A 19,089-nucleotide genomic window follows, 5' to 3' on the forward strand; every position below is an offset into this window, starting at 1 on the left:
GAATTTTTATTTTGTTATTTTTCAAATGCATCTGCGATTTTTTTTGTGTCCATGAACACTTGTACGCTGATTATTTTTTCATCTTTTAATGTAAATACCTGTACCCAATCTGCAGCGTAACTCTTTGACGTTGGTTTTACATCAGCCTCGTCGTGGCCTATCACGGCAACGGTGTCTTCGTTCGTACAAAATGTTTGTGGAACAAAAGATTTCATTTTAAGGTTTTCATCCTGGATAGAAAACATTTTCATCACTTGATCAATACCGGTAAAGGTGCCGGAAAAAGGAATAAATGGCGCACCGGCCCGGTTCCATACCACATTTTTATCAAAAGCTGAAAGAACGGCGGGAATATTACCTGTTGCGAAGTCATGATACATTTGCTGTACGATTTGCTGATTTTTGTTCGGCATCCTGTTTAAGGTTTAGTTGGTTAAAAAAATTATGATCCGCCGTAGGCTCTGTTATAGGAATTTTATTTTGTTCATGACGGAAGTTGTACATCTTTTCATAGATAATTTTTCTGGCCCTGTTGAAATTGCCGATTGGCCTGTGTTCGGGAAGTGAATGCCACACATTAAAGGAAAGATTATCACCAAACTCTCTTTGTTCGGGCGTGTCAAAATTTTGGATAGGAATTCTGATGGTAGCCAATTTATGAAAAGGAGATGCCCATGCTACTGTTGGATCTTCTACGGGCATTCTTTCTGCATCGGTTTGAAACTGCACACAGAAATCAAAATAAATTTCATTTTTTAGCAAAGTTTCCTGCATTCTCAACCGTAAAAAATCGGGATCAGTATTATTCTGCACGCATGAAATATCATTTTCCTTTGATGGAAAAACTGCGTATTTGACGGCGCGTGTTTCGTCGCCAAACCTGTATGGCGTGGTGCTATAATAATCCAATTCAAAAGGATGGTTGCACAGCACTTTTGTATTGGAGCCATTTTTAAATACGGAGGCATTTTTAAAAAAATAGTGGACCTTTTTTAATACAGGCCCTTTAAAAGGCAACATGGTAACTACCTGCAGCACCTGGTAAAAATCTTCCAACTTTTTTGCAACGAATGATTTGGGATTCATCAGAATAAAATCCTGGTTGATAGAAGGGCTATTTACCAGTGGAATTTTTTCGCCTGGTACATTCATAATTTTGATGGCGAACCCACGCACATCTTTTTTATAGTCAGGAAGTGGTTTGGTATTGCCATTGCTAAATCTGATCCAGGCCGGAAAAGATGTTTCATTTTTAAAAATTCCTACTTTTAAATCCTCCGCCAGGTCCTTGTGTATAATGAATTCAGCTTTTACACATCCATTCATTTTAGGATGAATTTGCCTTTTCATTTTTTTTCCTTTATCCAGCCTTAGCATTTGCATTTGCAGTAAATCAACAATCTTTAACGCTATCTCTTCTTCACCGGGCGTGGGATATTCTTTCCCAATAAGAAGTTTTTCTTTTGGCTTATTACTTTTCATCTATTCTTTTTTGAGTTTAAAGAATTATAAGAATGTGGCGTTTAAGCGGCAGGCACAAGCTTCAATAAGGATAGGGGATTTTTTTAAAGAACTGAAGTTACTTAGAGTTTGTAATATTTAAATGAATTTATCAAATTTCATTATCTTTAATTTTATCCTTCCAATCCAGGAAAATCCTGCTGCGCATACCTACTCATATTTTACTGTAATTATTATGAATAAAATCTTCTCACAACAAGGCGATTGGGACGAGCTTCTCGGCTTTATTTCTGCAAAGAAAGTAACGGTTGTTCTGGGGCAGGAAATGTTTAAATGCAAACAGGGAGACGCGCTTATCCCTATCGATCAGTACTTATCCGGCCAGTTATTAAATGCATACCAGGTAACAGATAAGCAGGATTTATCACTGATGAATGCTATTGATTTTATTGTAAAAAACAATTCCGATCTGGAACTGGTAGACGTTATTAGCCGGTTAAGAGAAATCGTAAAAGGAGTTAACCTGGAATTTCCCTTGCTTAACCGGCTATTGGGAATTACGGATTTGAACTATTTTATCAACACGGTGGTGTATGATAATATTGTTGCAAATATTTATCAGAAGCTAAGAAATGAGCCACTTACCGCTATAAATTTTTCGCTGAATGAGCCCTTCCTCGATTGTGGAAACCTGGATTGTTTGCAGTCGCCATTTATGTTTAATGTTTTCGGATCATTACTGAATACCATTGATCCTGCGCTTACGGAGGAAAGTATGCTCGAGTTTACCACACAGTTTAACGAAAAGATGAGCGATGTAAAAGCTGTCAATCTTTTGAATGCATTACAAACAAGAAACCTCGTATTCCTGGGGTGCTCTTTTCCTAACTGGATGGTGCGCTTTATTTTGCGCCTTTTATCTAATCAGCCAATGCATTCATGGGGAAGGACACTTCGTAAAATTCTTGTTGTAAATGATCCTTCGCCACTTCGGGATACCCAATTCGATTTTTTAAAAAATTACAGGGTTGCCACCTATGCGGGAGATACGGGGCAGTTCGTGGATGAATTGTATGCCCAGTGGAGCAAAAGAAACCCTTCACAGGATACGAAAAAAATGGTTTTCCTGAGCTATACCATCGCTGATAAAGAAGCTGTTGAAAATTTAAAAAAAGGTATTGAAGGAATTTCTAACGTAACATGCTGGTATGATAACCGCGAGATTTTGCCTGGTGATAAATATGAAGTTGAAATTGCCAAAAGCATAAGAGCGGCCGATCTTTTTATTCCGCTCATTTCTGAAAACAGCTTGATGCATAAAGATGGCTATGTTCAGATTGAGTGGCTTACCGCAAATAATGTAAGCATCTGGAGAAAGCTGGATGGAAAAACTGATAAGTATCTCGTACCCGTTGTGATTGATAATACCAATCCTTATAATGAAAATGTACCAAAATATTTTTCCGAATTAAGCATTGGGAAAGTCGTTTCAGGCAACCCGTCACCAGAATTTATTGATCAAATAAGGGAGACTTTAAAACTAACGTAAATTTTATGCCATCTAATGACAGTGGTACAGCATCCGACAGCGGATTATTTATTGGGTTAGAATCCTATTCGGAAGCGCAATCCAATATCTTTTATGGAAGAGATGATGAAACAGACCAATTGACGGGCCTGGTTAAAACAAATACGCTTACGATTGTTTTTGGTAAATCTGGCACAGGCAAAACTTCATTGCTTAATGCAGGTATTTTTCCGATTTTGAGAAAAGAGTTTTTTCTTCCCTTCAGGATTAGGCTGGAATTTAAAGAAGACAGCCCTGAACTGGTGGATCAGATTAAGAATGTCTTAAAAACGCAGATTGATAAATATGGCTTCAACGCCTCATCCTATCCGGACAGTAAAACAACATTGTGGGAATATTTTCATTCTGAACCTTTATGGAAAACTATCACGCCCATTTTGGTTTTCGACCAGTTTGAAGAAATATTTACACTCGCAAAAAAAGCCAATCACTTTGGCGCTAACGAGCTTGCTACCTTCTGGGACGAGTTGGCGGATGTGATTGAAAATTCCATCCCCAGAAAATTAAAGGATGAATTTCTCAATGAAAAACAACAGGTGAAATACGGCTACAAGGATCCAAAAGCAAAAATCATATTCGCATTCAGAGAAGAATATTTGCCTGAGTTTGAAAGTGTTTCTACAAAAATCCCCGCTATAAAATATTCGAGATTCCGGCTGCTGCCCATGAACGGCAACCAGGCCTATACGGTGATTACGAAAACATGGCAATCAAAAATAGATGAAAGCGAAGCGCATAAAATTGTTAGCTTTCTTGTAAATGAAGAAGATGTGGATAAGAACTACGATATGCTGGCAATTGAGCCTTCGTTGCTAAGCCAGGTATGCACGTATATCGACAAGGAAAGAGTTAGCCAAAATCAAAATAAAATATCTTCCGGTTTTCTTGCCCAATATCCAAAGGAAAAAATTCTTCATTCGATTTATAACCAGGTTTTAAATGAAAGTAACCAGGCAGTGCTTGGCCCCAATCCAGGCCCATCAAAAAGCCTGAGGCCGGTTAATGATTTTTTAGAAGATAAGTTAATTACTGATGAAGGATACCGGACTAAATATTCGATCAACGAAATTGACAGAACGTTGCTTCCCGGCATTGAGGTTTTAAAGCGTAAATATTTTGTAAGGGAAGATGGAAAATCTATTGAGCTTACTCATGATGTATTAGCACCGATTATTAAAGACGACCGGGAAGAAAGAAGAAAATTATTTGCAGAAAAAGAAGCAAAAAAAAGAGCGAACAAACGCTTTCTTGTTATCGCAATAATCGCCGTATTAGCCGCTATAGCTATCTGGTTTGCCATTGCCGGAAAAGCTGTGCACGACAAAGATGAAGCGGTGAAACAAAAAGCGCAGATTGATGAGCAGATTAAAGCCAGTACAGACTCGCTGAATTCTCTGCAGGATTCAATAGGAAGTCTGAGAAAAACTTTAAACAATGGGAGATATGTTTCTAATAACCGAAATCAAAATTCTTCGGTGGATAACCCGGAAGCTGCGGGTGCTGACAGCCTGAAAACGGATTCTTTACAGAACAGATTTGCAGAAATAAATAATCAGCGCTCGCAATTAAAAAATGAAATTGCATTACAGGATGCGCAGATAGCCGAATTGCTCGATAATAAAAAAGCCTCAGCGCTTTTAAATGACCAGGCAAAAAGTTCCATTGAGTTTTTGCAAAGGCGCGTAACATTTGATAGCATTAAGCTGCTTGACCTTCAACAGGCATACACGAAATTAAGTTTGGAATTTCAGGATTACCGGAGAAAGCATCCTGAATTGATAAGGCCAAAACAACCGGTGATAGCGCATCCGGAAGATACAAACAGCCTTAAACTAAAAGTAAGTTTTGAGGCAGGCAAACCAGTGCCTAAAAATTTATTGATTTACCTCTTGCCAGAAGTAAAAGCAAATGAAAAGCTCATAAAAAGATCCAAGGTGTATGAAATTGGTTGCGATCCTAAAATAGAGACTGCCAAAGGCAAAAAAACCGCACAGTTTGTAAATGGCTTGTATGTATTTTATGATGTTCCTCCTGGAAAATATTTTCTAAAAGTTTGTGCCTATTATGGAGGTTACCAGGAATATAGGAAAACGAACAATGGAAATGTAACCATCAACTTTGATGCCTCTCCGCCAATAAGATAAATTTCTCCATCTCCTGAAATATATACGAGTAGTGGCGAATCATAGAATATAACCAGTAGACAAAGAAATAGACGGATTTGATTTTAAGCACGATATTTTGTTTTGATACATCATTAAATAATTGTAATTTGATATTGAAGTGCATGAATTCTCTTTGTATGGCTTTTATTTTTCATCTTAAAAATTATAACAATGACTGAAAAGCCTGTAACAGAAAAGACATCTTTAAGCCAGCCACTTTGGCTTACGGTTGTTAGAATTATATTGGGCCTTATTCTTTTTTGGAAAGGGATCGTTTTCATCAGGGATACTGAAAGCTTACAAGCTTTAATTGCAAACACAGGAATAGGTGTCTTTTCAAAAAATGCTGAAGCCCTCACTTTTATTATTGCTTATCTTACCCTGCTGTGTGGCTTGTTAATATTGACCGGACTGTTTACCAAAACCGCATCTATTGTGCAAATACCGATTCTTTTTATTGCGGTCTTTTTTGTTAACAGTAAAAATATCGGAGAGAGCACATCAGAATTTATCTTATCTATAGTTGTATTTCTATTATTGATCCTGTTCGCTATCAAAGGCAGCGGTATTCTATCTGCAGATGAATTTTTTAGAACGTACCACAAGGCTGGTCCGGAAACAGGAAATACCGATAGATTGGCAAGTAAACTATAAATGCCCGTTTTAAATTAACCCGTTTTCTATTGCCACTCGTACCAGCGAGGCAGTATTGTTTGCATTTAATTTGGTCAATAAATTTTTTCTGTGCGAATCAACAGTTAAGGGACTGATGAACAACTTGTCTGCGATCTGGTGGTTGGTTAGTCCTTCGGAAATAAGACTTAAGATTTCCTTTTCTCTTCTTGTAAGCGCGGGAAGATTGCCGGTTGAATTTGCTGAAAAAGGCCTTGCGATATGTTCACTGGAAACGCCTAAATACATTTTTTCTTTCAACACAGCTTCTATTGCCTCCGCTATTTCTTCCTTTGATGCGCTTTTAATTAAGTAACCTGAAGCTCCGTTTCCTATCATGCGCGAAATGTAGCTGCGGTCGCTGAAAGTGCTGATTCCAATTATTTTGATGCCGGGAAATTCGGTGTGGATTTTTTTGCAAAGGTCAATGCCGCTGATATCAGGTAGATTAATATCGAGTAAAATCACATCCACTTTATTTTGTTTTAAAAATGGAATTGCTTCAAACGCATTGGAAACCGAGCCCGCTACTTCCAGATTTTCCAACTGAGTGAGTAACGAATGCAAGCCGGCTACTACCATCGGGTGGTCATCCACAATAAAAACTTTAGTGCTCATTTTTTGAATTTAAATACACCATTTTTAATTAGCTGCAGCTTCCTTCGATATTTATCGAAGTGCCTTCGCCCGTAGCAGAAATAATATCTACTGTACCGTTTAAATATTCGGCTCTGGCCCTGATATTTGCAAGGCCTGCGCCGGAGTGTATTTCATCCGGCTTGGCGTCAAATCCTTTTCCATCATCTTCTACTGTCAGGTTAAAACGGTCGCCTTCACGAAACAATTGAATTAAAACGTTCCTGGCTTCTGCATGCCTTATTACATTATTTAGCAATTCCTGGATAATACGATAAATGACAATTTCATTGTTCTGTTCCATTCTTTTTTCCAGGCCATGTGTTTGCAGATTTACGTGCATATTCCCTGACAAATTCAGATTTTCGCAATAATTTTCAAGCGCTTCTTTTAATCCAAACTTAATCAATGCTTCCGGCATCATATTGTGCGAAACTCTTCGTAGTTCTGCAATGGATTGATCTAATTGTGCAATCACATTATTGAATGACATTGCGTTTTCTTCTGATAGCCATACATTTCCTTTCATATTTGACATGGATAATTTTACACCTGATAACAAACCGCCAACTCCATCATGAAGGTCGCGGGCGAGCCTGCTTCTTTCGTTTTCCTGCCCCTTCATTACCAACTCTGCGGCCTCAAGCTTTTTTTCTTTTTCCATTTCTCTCATCTGCTGCTCGTGCATCCTTTTGGTTTGTAAAAGAAGATGATTTTTGTTTTTATAATTTTTATACAATAGTAAAGCAACAAATAATAATAAAATGCATCCTGCACTTAAGGAGATAATCAAAGTACGTCTCTGCTGCAGCGTTGATTTCTGAATCAGGTTATCTTTTTCTAAAGAAAGAATAATAGCCTGTTTACGTGCAGCCTGGTACTGGTTTTCAATCTCATTTATTTTTTTTAAGTTGGCCGATTTATCCAGGCTATCCTTCAGCCGGATGTAAGCCTGGTAAGTGTGAACCGCTTTTGCATTTTGGTCCATTGATGAATAAAGCTCTGAGAGGTATTTTAAAGAATTTACCTCGCGTTTTTTGTCGCCTATCTTTTTGCTCAAATTCAGCGACTGTTCTAAATAATCAATACTTTCCTTGTATTTTTTATTTTGAGAAAAAATAATTCCCAGCTCCTGTAAAATATTTGCTTCCTGGAATTTATTATTCGATTGCTGTGAATACGAAAGTGATTTTTTATAATAATAAACGGCGCTGTCTTGTAGATTTTGGTCTTTATAATATTTGCCCATAATTCCATATTGAATACTGAATATGTATGGCGAATTTATTTTTTTGGAAAGCGGGTCAATTTTTTGAAATAATTTTTTGGCGTTGTTGTAATCTTTCAACTTTACGTAAGCAAGTGAGGTCAGCATTTGAACCTGGACAGTTTTTGAATCCGCTATTTTCTGCGAATTGCAAATTGCCAGCGCTTTTAAATCATATTCCAGCATTTTATCAAATTGCTCTATTTCATTGTACACATTTCCGATGTTGGTATAAGCGCTCACCAGGATATTCCACTTGTCAGGAAAATTGTATTTTCCCAACGCATCAATTCCGTCAAGATAATATTTGATAGCCTGCAATTGGTTGCCCTGTTCACTCATCACAGTTGCCATCGCCATTTTATTAACGCTGAAATTTATTTTAGAAACTTCTGTGTTGACTAATTTGTAAAGTGAATCTGCTATTAAATAATAATGCGAGGCACTGTCATAATCACTGGAGCGTAAAAAGTTTGTGCCAATGTAATTATACGCTTGCCCTGTTTTATTAATGTCTTTTATTTTCCTGGCATTCACCGCAGCCCTATCAAGAAACATGCGTGCCGAGTCAGCATTAAAGAAGGAATAATCCCAGCCCAGTTGTAACAATATTTCAATTCGTAATGAATCCGGTAAATTTTTTTTTCTTAATTCATTCATCAAACTGTCATGCGGGCTACTATCTGGAAACGCTTTCAACTGCCCAGCAATTATAAGAAGCAATAAAAAGATAAATTTCTCAGCCTTTGTGATCATTATTTTTTGAAAGGATTTTATTCACGCAATAATGGAATGCAAACGAATTTCTCTAAAAAAAATCAGCTCTCCAACCATTTTAAAAAAATCCCCTTTTTCCGGTAGTTTTAAAATCCCTTCTTTTATGGGATTGTCTCAAAGCCTTATCTGCCGGACATTTGCTATAGTTAAAAAAATCTTCGCAGAAAATTTTCACCAGATAAATTACAAATTATGAAAAAGTTTTTTCTTGCATTGCCTTTCTCTTTATTCATTTGTTGCTTCATTCCATTTAAAAATTTAAATGGACAGTTTTTAAAAAAAATAAAAAATGAAGTAAAAAACCGTGCTGAAAATAATATTATACATAAGGCAGGAAATGCTACCGATCGCGCCATTGATAATGCGGTAAACGGCACATCAAATGATAAAACGCAAAAGGAAGAAACCACCGCAGTAAATGCTGAAGAGCCAAAAACAGATGAGAATCTTTCTAAAAAAACTACCACTGCAAAAGTTGCCGATTATAAAAATTATGACTTTGTTCCTGGAGATAAAATTATTTTTGAACCGGACTTAAGCGCTGAGCCAGATGCCGAAATGCCGGCGCGTTTTATCATCAAAAAAGGAAATTCGGAAATACAAACTTTTGAAGGAGAAAAAATTTTGCATCTTCAGAAAGATGGCCAAACAACTGTGGCACCCTTGATGAGTTCAGAAAACTATCTTCCTGAGCAGTTTACTCTTGAATTTGATATGATGTATGAAAACGATGAAGGGGCGTATTTCAGATATGTTAGTGATTTCAATGTAAACTTCCGTCAACGTGGAGATGAAAATTATAGCGGGTATCCTCTATACCGGTTTAAAATAGATGGCACCTCTCGTGCGGTTTTCGGTGACCGTAACACAAGCACGGTAAGCTTTCCGGACGATCTCGCTAAATCTCTTGTCGGAAATACCTGGCATCACATTGCGATTTATGTTCGTAAAAATATTGGGAAGGCTTATGTAGATGGATACCGTGTTGTAGCTACAAATATGTTACCAGTAGGCGCGGCGAAAGTAGATATCAAAGCGGACAGGTATGGGATCAAAATAAAAAATGTACGGCTTGCTGCGGGCGGTGATGACAAATACAACAAGATTGTTACCGACGGAAAATTTATTACTCACGGAATTTTATTTGATGTAAATAAGTCTTCGATTAAACCGGAATCTATGGGTGCGCTAAATGAAATTACCAAACTAATGAAAGAACATGCAGATCTAAAATTTGAAATTGATGGCCACACTGACAGCGATGGAAATGATGATGCCAACATGAAATTGTCGCAAAGCCGCGCGGATGCTGTAAAGGTTCAGTTAATAAAAATGGGCATTGATGAAAACCGTTTAACTGCAAAAGGCTTTGGCGAAACGAAACCGATAGATAAAAACGATACTCCAGAAGGCAAAGCGAACAACAGGAGAGTAGAATTTGTGAAGATTTAGGGCACGGGAAAAACACAATTTTTGTTTGTAAGTTAACACCGAAATTTTTTTTATGAATTCTCAAAAATATATTGCTGTTGTCCTGCTGTTTTGTTTGAATATATCACAGGCACTATCTCAATCTAAAATTAAACATGCTGAAGATGCCATCGGAAAAATAAAGAACAGTTCGCCGGAAATTTTTTTTAAAAGAGTAGATGCGGTAAAAAACATGAATCACGCGAAAGCGACTTCGCTTAAAAAGACGCTGGCCAAAGAGTTGAATATTTTATTTTCTCAGCCCGTTTTTAATCCGCCAAAAGGCTTTGTTGTAAAAACTGGTTTTGGAATTAATAATGACCCATCGCAAAAAAATGTTTTAATTCCTGAATGTGATTTTGCTTTTAATTTTTATTATTTACTCCAGGATGGCAGCGGCGGCATAAAGGAATCGATGGATGGAACCGCTCTGGGAATAGAAACAAATACCATTTCTCATTTTTTTGAACAGGTGGGCAATTTTTGGGAAGATTGCTCAAATGCTAAGGTGCCGGAATTTTTTGAACAACCTCCGATCTCGGATTCTACTGCAGATTATATTGAATTGGATTTTAGCAAATATGGATATCCTGCAATTGCGCCCAACCGCCCTTTTCGCATTATTAAAAGAAATCCCCGTCCACTCTTTGTACCTTTGACCCGGAGAGAATTTGTGGAATTTCTGATAGCTAAAAGAAAATATGAAATCAGTGAAGATGAAAAGGAAATTGCATACAATATAAAGAGCCTGAAAGAACCAGAGGAAACCTTGAAGAATCCACCATCCTATTTGACGCAGGAAACGATCGCTGCCTTAAAAGCCGGTATGCAAAATATTCAAAAAGCGAATGAGACTTTAAAACACCAAATAGCAGACAAAGCAGAAAAAATCAGGGAATTTCAAAACCTGGTCAGTTCAATGTCTTCAACAGATGCTGCTTCGCCGGCAAGACTTGATTATAATAAAGGAAAAGCTTTAGATGCAATAGAAGGCCTCGTAAGGGTGGGAAGAATGGAGGGTGTTGGGTTATACAAAATAAATCCAGGTTATTATGATACTTCACCCGCAGCGCCTGCTGCGCAGTTGATTTTCGTGTATTACCAGATTCCGAACCTAAGCATTTTTGAAAAAACGTCGTATAATTATCTTGAGCAAAAAACCATAAATCTTTTTAATCAATTGGATTATCATAAGCTGAAAGAAAGCATGGAATGATTGTTCCTATTAAGGTAAATCTTTACGGAGCTTGCGATTGCGGCACAGAATAAAAATTATCATTATTTGCTGCTTTACTATTAGCATAGCCGTTCCCGGCAGAATCAAATTTGGATATTTCAGTTATCGTAAGGATTTTATCTTACTTTGAGCATCTCAAAAGTGATGAAAGCGAAATTTTCTTACCATATTTTTTTTGGATTTTGTTGTTTATTCTTTTTTTGCCAAAATGCATTTTGCCAGAATACGCAGTTGGATTCAGCAAACACTTATTATAAAACCGAAAGAGGACCTTACTGGACGAAGGCTCAGTTGGACTCATTTTTAACGTCGAGAAAGAACAGCCGCTACAAGCTCGTTGCCCGCACAACATCTTTCGAAAAAAGATATGACAGCATAATTTATTTTGTAAATCTCAGAATGGATCCTGTGGCCGTTGATAATCTTAACCGTCCCTGGGAAGGCCAGGCATTGCCTCAATTTGCTTTTAGGGATATGGCAAACAATCTTATCAATTCTAAAAATCTGATAGGCAAACCTGTAGTGCTTAACATCTGGTTTACTACATGCGGCCCATGTATCGAAGAAATACCGGATCTAAACCGTCTTAGGAATGAATATGCGAATTCGGGTGCCGTTTTTCTGGCCATTACTTTTGATAAAAAAAGCGCCGTAGTAAATTTTCTAAAAAGGCATCCGTTTAATTTTACGATTATACCTGAAGCAAAATGGTATTGCGACCAGGTTACCGGCCTTTATCCCTTAACTTTTTTTGTTGATAAGAATGGCATTATCCGTTATGCCGAACATGTGCTTCCGTTTTCATTCGACACGCTGAAGGACGATTTAAAAGCGGTTTTGAAAAACAATTTTTAATTTCATAACGGAAATAACTAAGCGGAATTAGAAGTGTTTTCAAAGATACATGCTAACATTGTTTTGATTTTAGCCAGTAAAGAAATCTGCCAACAGCAGATAAATAAAAAAACTGAATTCTTATTTTCCGATTGTTGTTGAGTATTAAATATAAGTATATGCACATCAAAATTTTAGTGACAGGAGGAACATTTGATAAAGAATACGATGAACGTACGGGCCAGCTTTTTTTCAAAAGCACCCATCTTGGCGAAATGTTGCGACGTGGAAGATGCAATGCGGATGTTGCAGTTGAAACTTTAATGATGATTGATAGCCTCGATATGACCGACAAAGAGCGTAAGATTATTGCAGACCATTGCAGGCAGGCAGAAGAAAAACACATTGTAATTACGCATGGCACAGATACGATGGAAATTACCGGGAAATTTCTTTCGGAAGCCGGCATTCCCAAAACAATTGTGCTTACAGGGGCTATGATACCGTATAAGTTTGGCAGTTCAGATGGTTTTTTTAATCTCGGAAGCGCACTTGCATTTTCCCAGGCGCTTCCTTATGGCGTGTATGTAGCAATGAACGGCCAATGTTTTGATGCAGCCCATGTAAGAAAAAATAAGGAAAAGGGAATCTTCGAACCGATTTAGAAATGTGAAACAATGAGCCAACATAAAAACTCCCATAAATTATTTTACGGGAGCCTTAACTGAGTGCGGAAAGTTAGGCATTCGAATCCCATTTCTCGCGTGGGATTTAGAATGCTGTAATAGCATGCCGATTGCTTCCAAAACCAATACAAGCACTATTTTTGTTCTCTACAAATCAATTTGCGGTGTCAGGTAATATCTCCACTGGGATTATTGCAGTTGGCCACATCTGAGGCCCTGCTCCTGGAAATGTGATTATGTGAATTCATACAGTGACTATATAAATAGCTATTAGATGAATATTTACTACAATTCTCATTCTACTTTTTCACCGTAAGAAATCCTCATGTGTTCTTTGCTTTCTGCTTTTTTCACTTACAGCAATAATTTGTAACTCTTTTTCTTTTTTAAACTCTATTGTGTAAGAAAGGAACCTGATTTTCAATAGTATTAAGCTAAAGTGCAATAAAAAATTAAGACAGATGAAAAGTAATCATGAATTTAGTAAACATGTCGGTGCATTTGGCTCAGCTCTCGGCAAAGGTTTGATCGCTGGTTTGGTGGGTACTGCAGCTATCACTCTTTCCCAAACAATAGAAAGAAAGATCACAGGTAAGCCCACAAGTTTTGCACCCGGTGATGCTGCATCAAAGGCATTGGATATTGAAGCTTCTAAAATGGAAGCAAGGAAAAAGTTTTCTGATGAAGTAAATTGGGTTTATGGTACAAGCTGGGGATCAGCACGGGTGATATTATCGCTTTTCGGAATTAAGGGATTTCCTGCAACAGCCATTCATTGGGTTGCCATATTTTATACTGCTATTACTATAGAGCCGGATTTTGAAGTGGCACCGCCAATCAACGAATGGAGTAAAAAAGATCTCGCCATGTTTGCGCTTCATCATGTAATCTATGCTACTACCGCGGGATTCGTTTTTGACGCGATCAATGATACTAAAAGTGATTTGACAGAAGATTAATTTTTGACAGTAAACCAACAAAAAATGGCAATTTATAATGGGCTCTAATTCTATAATACCTCCCGGCGCTCCCGGGATGCCGGGCACCTGGACTTCAAGTTCAAAATCAGGGATTGGCAAATCTGTCAATTCGAATTCTTTTCTTGCTTTTACTATCGGACGCGGTATTTTAAATGAAGTTTTTTACCCCACGGAAGATATGGCATGCCTGAGGAGTTTGGAATTTCTTGTATCAGATGGGAACCGGTTTTTTTCAGAAGAAAAAAATGACACTGATCATTCCATAAACTGGATGAAAGAAGGCGTTCCTGCTTTTCACATTATCAATACATGTAAACAAAGAAGATACTCCATAGAAAAGGAAATTATATCCGACCCGCTTCGTAATACCGTTCTTCAGCAAATTATTTTCAATCCCTCATCAAATGATACATGGCCGGAATGTAACTTATATGTGCTGTTATCACCTCATATTAATAATAATGGTGCAGGAAATAGTGGATGGAAAGGTTTTTACCACGGAATACCGATGTTGTTTGCACAACGCGATAACACTTCACTTGCATTAGCCTGTTCATCCGGGTATTTAAAATGTTCAGTAGGTTATGTTGGCGTTTCCGATGGCTATACCGATTTAAAACAGCATTACAAGATGGAATGGGAATATCAACAAGCAGACAAAGGAAATATTGCCCTAACTGCTCAAATTGATTTTTCGAAAAATAAAAAAGTAGTGCTGGCGCTTGGTTTTGGAAGTACCCCCGGAGATGCTGCCAACCAGGCGTGGTCAAGTATTTTGGATGGGTTTGATCTTGCCAGGGAAAGATACATTTATGAATGGCAAAAGTGGCAAAGGTTATTAAAAAATCTCAAATCAGATAGAAATACAGTGGGAAGGAATTTCAGGTCAAGTGCGGCCGTATTACGGATACATGATTCAAAAAAATTCCCCGGCGGAATTATTGCCAGCCTTTCCATACCATGGGGAAATCAAAAAGGCGACGGCGACCTCGGTGGTTACCATCTTGTTTGGCCACGCGATTTAGCATTAAGTTCCGGCGGTTTCCTCGAATTGAAAACAGAAGATAATTTATTACGCGTTCTCAATTATTTAATGTCAACACAGAAATCTGATGGTAGCTGGACTCAGAATATGTGGCTTGAAGGCACACCCTATTGGAATGGAATTCAGATGGATCAGATAGCACTTGCTATTTTACTGGTCGATAATGCTTTTAACCAAAATTTTCTAAATAAAGAAAGAATCGCACGATATTGGCCCATCGTAAAAAAAGCCATCATTTACCTGGTTAAAAATGGCCCTTCAACCGAACAGGACAGGTGGGAAGAAGAATCAGGTATTACTCCCTTTACCCTTGCTGCTGAAATTGCCGCTTTATTGGCAGGTGCTGCACTTGCAGAAGCAAATGATGAAAAGGAAGTTGCTCAATATTGCAGGGAAACAGCCGACTATTGGAATGATAATATAGAACGGTGGCTTTATGTAACAGACACGGCTATATCAAAAGAAATCGGAGTAGAAGGTTATTACATGCGAATTAATCCATCCGGATTGCCGGCAAATGAAGTAAAGGAGCAATACCTTAATCTTAAGAATCATGAGGGCGAAGAGGGAAAAATTTTATTAGGCGATTTAATTTGTGTTGATGCTATTGCACTGGTGAGATTTGGTCTGCGTGCAGCAGATGACCCTCTGGTTTTAAATACTATTAAAGTAATTGATGCAAAATTGAAAGTTAATACCCCTTCAGGGCCTTGCTGGCACCGTTATACCAAAGACGGATATGGAGAAGATCAAAACGGAAACTTTTCGTCGACACATGGTATAGGCAGAGCCTGGCCCTTGCTGACCGGAGAAAGAGGCCATTACGAAATAGCCGCGGGAAGAATAGATAAAGCAAAAAAATTATTAAAAGCAATGGAATTGTTTTCCAATAATTCTTTGCTGCCGGAACAAATCTGGGATGCTACTGATATTCCTGAGAAGGGATTGTTTTTTGGAAAGCATTCGGGTTCTGCAATGCCATTAACGTGGGCACACGCAGAGTATATCAAATTATGCAGTTCCATAAAAAAGAAAAAGATCTGTGATTTGCCTGCGTATACAACCCAGCGATATATTAAGAATAAAGTAACCTCCTTAATTGTTGTCTGGCGTTTTAACCACCAGGAAAAAATAATTTCATTCAAAAAAATATTGCGGATAGAAGTTTTAGCAGAAGCTAATGTCCGGTGGACAGATAATAACTGGGAAACGTACACCGACCTAAACACAAAAGATACAAATATTGGAATTTTTGTTGTTGATATTCCATGCAATAACTTAAGAGTAAGTAATATCAGCTTTACCTTTTTTTGGGAACAGGCCAATCACTGGGAGAATAAAAATTTCGAAATAAAAGTTGTGTGACAAGCAATAACAAATCAGGAACCTTCTGCTGCTGATCTATGATGCCCAATCATAAAAAAGAAAATAAGGTAAGGTGTTTAAAAGAAAAAACTTCTTCTTTTATAATCCTTCTATCAACTGTTTGTTTCTTTGATTTATATAGAATGCTTGTTAATGCCATCTGATTTTCTGCGAACTTGATTATTACTTTACCGAAGCATAAATTTCAATTTGTAAAAGGCTTTGGTCAGGATGTAAGCGGAGAAATGTATGTAGCTACTTCAATGCATTTAGGGCCTGCGGGAAATATCGGAAAGATATATAAATTAGTGGCAGAGAAGAAGTGATCATTCTATAAAACGATAATTGAATGTAAACTATAATTACAAGGGCAGGATATTTCTACTCCGCCCTTGTAATTTAAAATAAAGGATGCATTTTCAGAAGTATTAAAAGCAGATGCACATTAGCCTAAAGCAACTGCAAAGGCTACTAGAACTTTGCGCTAATCCCAACATAAAAACTTCTTCCAATTGATGGAATGATTCCGGGTCCCGGGTACTCATCTGCACGCAGCGTAAAGTATTTTTTATCAGCAATATTATTCATACCGGCTTTTAAAGAATAGCGTTTAACCTTATACGTTACACTTGCGTCTAAAACCGTGTAAGCAGGTATGTATCCTGCAACAGGATCAGAACTTATTTTTGTATTGGTTGCATCGCCATAAGCATCTCCATTGTTGCTCATTTCAAAAGTCGCCGACAGCCGGTTGTCATGATAAGTCACACCAATTCTATTGATATATTTTGCCGCAGTTTCAACCCTGTTTCCTTTAAATTCCCCACTTGTATATTTAGCGCTGATCAAAGCCAGTGAATTAAAAATATTCAATCCCTTTTTAGAATGGCTGTTTAAATATTTCAGGAGATTAAACTCTACATAACTCTCCAAACCCTTGTGAATACTATTTGCCACGTTGGTTCTTAAAGTATATTGATTTGAGGATCCGGGATTCATTAATACAGTTCCAATCCGGTTATAGTAAGCGATATAAAACAATCCAATATCAAAATTCAGATAGTTCTTAACCGTACCCCTGTAGCCCAAATCAGCATTGAATCCCTTTGCGTCCTTCAGATTTTGATCAATTTTTGATGTCACACCGATGGGTGTGAGCTCGGAATAAGAAATGGGCCGGTAAGCCTGGCTGATATTTGCATACGCATTGGTATAGCCTGTTGTTTTATATTCAAGTCCTAACCCCAAAAGGGGCAGGTACCTGTTGCGGCTTTCATTTGCAATAAGCCGCACTTCATCACTCTCTTTATATCCCTTACTGGTGCTTCTTATATATTCAAAACGAAACCCCGGAGTAATACTAAACTTGTCATTAACCCTAAAAATATTTTCTATAAAAGGGGCCATGTTTGTCGTGGTGAAATCGATATTCTTTTCATATTCACCGGTAATGGAAAGATCGAAATCAGTACCTGTTGTGCCTTCACCTCCACTTTGTTTTTTAAACCAGGCATAACTATATCTTAATCCTCCTCCCAGAGTGTTTTTCATTCTTCCAAATGTATAATCATAGGTCAGCCGCACTTCGGTGGTAGCATTGTTCATGTCTTCGTTTTCTACTTCACGGTTCACATATTCTCCCGTAACAGGATCTTTTTCATCCAAAGCTGCAGCACCGCCGTCTTCATTGCGCCAAACGAGGGCACGGTTGCTGAACATGAGAGAAGATTTAATGCTTAAAAATGTTTGTGGGGTAATGTTATAATTGACATAACCGGTTACAATATTCCAAGGGCTTTTTAACCAGTTCCTGCTTCTGAAAGAACTACGAGGATTTGCGTTAAACATGCTGTCTGTAAGCCCTCCAGGCATTTTAATCCTGTTACGAAGAAGGGTATATTCTACTCCCGCATTTAATTTTTCAGAAGGGGTAAATTGTATTTTTCCAAATGCGGATAACTGCCATTGTTGGCTATTGGGCCGCCACCCGTTCATGGTTCTAATTTGAGCAAAACCATAATAACTGAGCTTGTTGAGGGTGCCGCCAATAGAATTGAAGGTGTTGAACAGGCCAAAGCTTCCACCTGTTTCGGAAGTATTCCATTCGAATTTTTTATCTTTTGGTGCTTCATTCAATACATAATTGATCATGCCTCCAAACTGAGAGCCATATTGCAAGGAAGCTGCGCCACGAACCATTTCTATTCTGCTCACCGCTTCCATTGGAGGAAGATAATAGGATTCATTATAACCAAAAACATCACCGCTGATATTGTACCCATTTTGCCGGGTGTTCATTTCGATACTTTGCATTGGGTTAAGCCCCCGGGTTGAAATTCCGTTTGCAGTGAAACCACCGGTCTCTGATTCGACGATATTAAGCCCGGGAATTCGTCCGAGGATTTGTCTTGTGTTATTGACCGCTTTATTTGCGTCAAGGCTATCAACCATTATCACTTCATTTTTTTTGCCGGCGTAAATAATACCGTCTTTTACATCCGGCATATGACCTGTTCCTCTAACAGTCTTTATTTTGTTTACAATAATTTCTTTCAAAGAGATCGTTTTCGTGCTGTCTTTTTTTTGTCCAAATAATACGAGTGGCAATAATGCAATAAATAATATCAGCGTATGTTTCATGATTTCCTAATTAATTATAAAGTGCGGCAAAAATGAATTAACGACCAATGTATTATTTATGAAATCGGGAAATATGTTTACGATATCGGGAAAAGAACAAGAGAAGCTTAAAATTTTATTGGTTGTCTGATAATCACTTTGAAAATTTAAACCAAACTTTTTCTTTGATAATAAATTATTTATTACAGAAAATGGCATGTGGTCAGGGAAATAAAAAAAGAACTCTGGATAGTACCGACCACGAGTTTAACTAACGTGAAGGAGGA

The 19,089-nt window shown here is 37.7% G+C and carries 14 protein-coding genes; 9 read left to right on the forward strand and 5 right to left on the reverse strand.

Going from position 1 to position 19,089, the window contains the following annotated elements; all coding sequences use genetic code 11:
- Window positions 1-14 precede the first annotated feature (14 nt).
- Entirely contained in the window at window positions 15-413 is a 399-nt protein-coding gene (locus tag EFY79_RS00150) for a nuclear transport factor 2 family protein (RefSeq protein WP_123118646.1), read from the reverse strand.
- Window positions 370-1,482 carry a catalase family protein gene (locus EFY79_RS00155; protein WP_123118647.1) on the reverse strand — a complete coding sequence of 371 codons (1,113 nt, stop codon included), beginning with the start codon at window positions 1,480-1,482 and terminating at the stop codon, window positions 370-372. The genes EFY79_RS00150 and EFY79_RS00155 overlap by 44 nt, the downstream gene beginning before the upstream one ends.
- 121 nt (window positions 1,483-1,603) lie before the next feature.
- Here EFY79_RS00155 and EFY79_RS00160 point away from each other — a divergent pair, with 121 nt between their 5' ends.
- The 3 genes from EFY79_RS00160 to EFY79_RS00170 all read left to right on the forward strand — a co-directional run bounded on the left by EFY79_RS00160 (window position 1,604) and on the right by EFY79_RS00170 (window position 5,868).
- Window positions 1,604-3,010: a toll/interleukin-1 receptor domain-containing protein gene (locus EFY79_RS00160; protein WP_123118648.1), complete on the forward strand. Its 1,407-nt coding sequence runs from the start codon at window positions 1,604-1,606 to the stop codon at window positions 3,008-3,010.
- 5 nt (window positions 3,011-3,015) lie between these two features.
- Window positions 3,016-5,193, forward strand: coding sequence for an nSTAND1 domain-containing NTPase (locus EFY79_RS00165; RefSeq protein ID WP_123118649.1), 2,178 nt, complete (start codon window positions 3,016-3,018; stop codon window positions 5,191-5,193).
- Between the two features lie 192 nt (window positions 5,194-5,385).
- Window positions 5,386-5,868, forward strand: coding sequence for a DoxX family protein (locus tag EFY79_RS00170; protein WP_123118650.1), 483 nt, complete (start codon window positions 5,386-5,388; stop codon window positions 5,866-5,868).
- Window positions 5,869-5,877: 9 nt separating this feature from the next.
- Here EFY79_RS00170 and EFY79_RS00175 read toward each other — a convergent pair whose 3' ends face one another.
- Both EFY79_RS00175 and EFY79_RS00180 read right to left on the reverse strand, forming a co-directional pair.
- The gene (locus tag EFY79_RS00175) at window positions 5,878-6,504 is read right to left on the reverse strand and encodes a response regulator (protein ID WP_123118651.1); all 627 of its coding nucleotides are present in this window, start codon (window positions 6,502-6,504) and stop codon (window positions 5,878-5,880) included.
- Window positions 6,505-6,532: 28 nt separating this feature from the next.
- Entirely contained in the window at window positions 6,533-8,545 is a 2,013-nt protein-coding gene (locus tag EFY79_RS00180) for a tetratricopeptide repeat-containing sensor histidine kinase (RefSeq protein ID WP_123118652.1), read from the reverse strand.
- A gap of 213 nt (window positions 8,546-8,758) precedes the next feature.
- Here EFY79_RS00180 and EFY79_RS00190 point away from each other — a divergent pair, with 213 nt between their 5' ends.
- The 6 genes from EFY79_RS00190 (at window position 8,759) to EFY79_RS00215 (ending at window position 16,183) form a co-directional block, all read left to right on the forward strand.
- Complete coding sequence (locus EFY79_RS00190; protein WP_123118654.1) at window positions 8,759-10,018, forward strand: OmpA family protein; 1,260 nt, start codon at window positions 8,759-8,761, stop codon at window positions 10,016-10,018.
- Between the two features lie 52 nt (window positions 10,019-10,070).
- Window positions 10,071-11,252 (forward strand): hypothetical protein, encoded by a 1,182-nt coding sequence (locus tag EFY79_RS00195; protein WP_123118655.1) that lies wholly within the window; start codon window positions 10,071-10,073, stop codon window positions 11,250-11,252.
- Window positions 11,253-11,504: 252 nt separating this feature from the next.
- A complete protein-coding gene (locus EFY79_RS00200; RefSeq protein WP_158605108.1) occupies window positions 11,505-12,128 on the forward strand; it encodes a TlpA family protein disulfide reductase in 624 nt (207 codons plus the stop codon).
- 158 nt (window positions 12,129-12,286) lie between these two features.
- Entirely contained in the window at window positions 12,287-12,772 is a 486-nt protein-coding gene (locus EFY79_RS00205) for an asparaginase domain-containing protein (protein ID WP_123118657.1), read from the forward strand.
- Window positions 12,773-13,254: 482 nt separating this feature from the next.
- Window positions 13,255-13,752 carry a hypothetical protein gene (locus EFY79_RS00210; RefSeq protein WP_123118658.1) on the forward strand — a complete coding sequence of 166 codons (498 nt, stop codon included), beginning with the start codon at window positions 13,255-13,257 and terminating at the stop codon, window positions 13,750-13,752.
- A gap of 37 nt (window positions 13,753-13,789) precedes the next feature.
- Window positions 13,790-16,183: a glycoside hydrolase family 15 protein gene (locus EFY79_RS00215; RefSeq protein ID WP_123118659.1), complete on the forward strand. Its 2,394-nt coding sequence runs from the start codon at window positions 13,790-13,792 to the stop codon at window positions 16,181-16,183.
- 471 nt (window positions 16,184-16,654) lie between these two features.
- On the opposite strand, the gene EFY79_RS00220 is transcribed toward EFY79_RS00215, so the two are convergent.
- The gene (locus EFY79_RS00220) at window positions 16,655-18,823 is read right to left on the reverse strand and encodes a TonB-dependent receptor family protein (RefSeq protein ID WP_123118660.1); all 2,169 of its coding nucleotides are present in this window, start codon (window positions 18,821-18,823) and stop codon (window positions 16,655-16,657) included.
- Window positions 18,824-19,089 lie beyond the last annotated feature (266 nt).

Source organism: Hanamia caeni, from assembly GCF_003721595.1.
Lineage (GTDB): Bacteria > Bacteroidota > Bacteroidia > Chitinophagales > Chitinophagaceae > Ginsengibacter > Ginsengibacter caeni.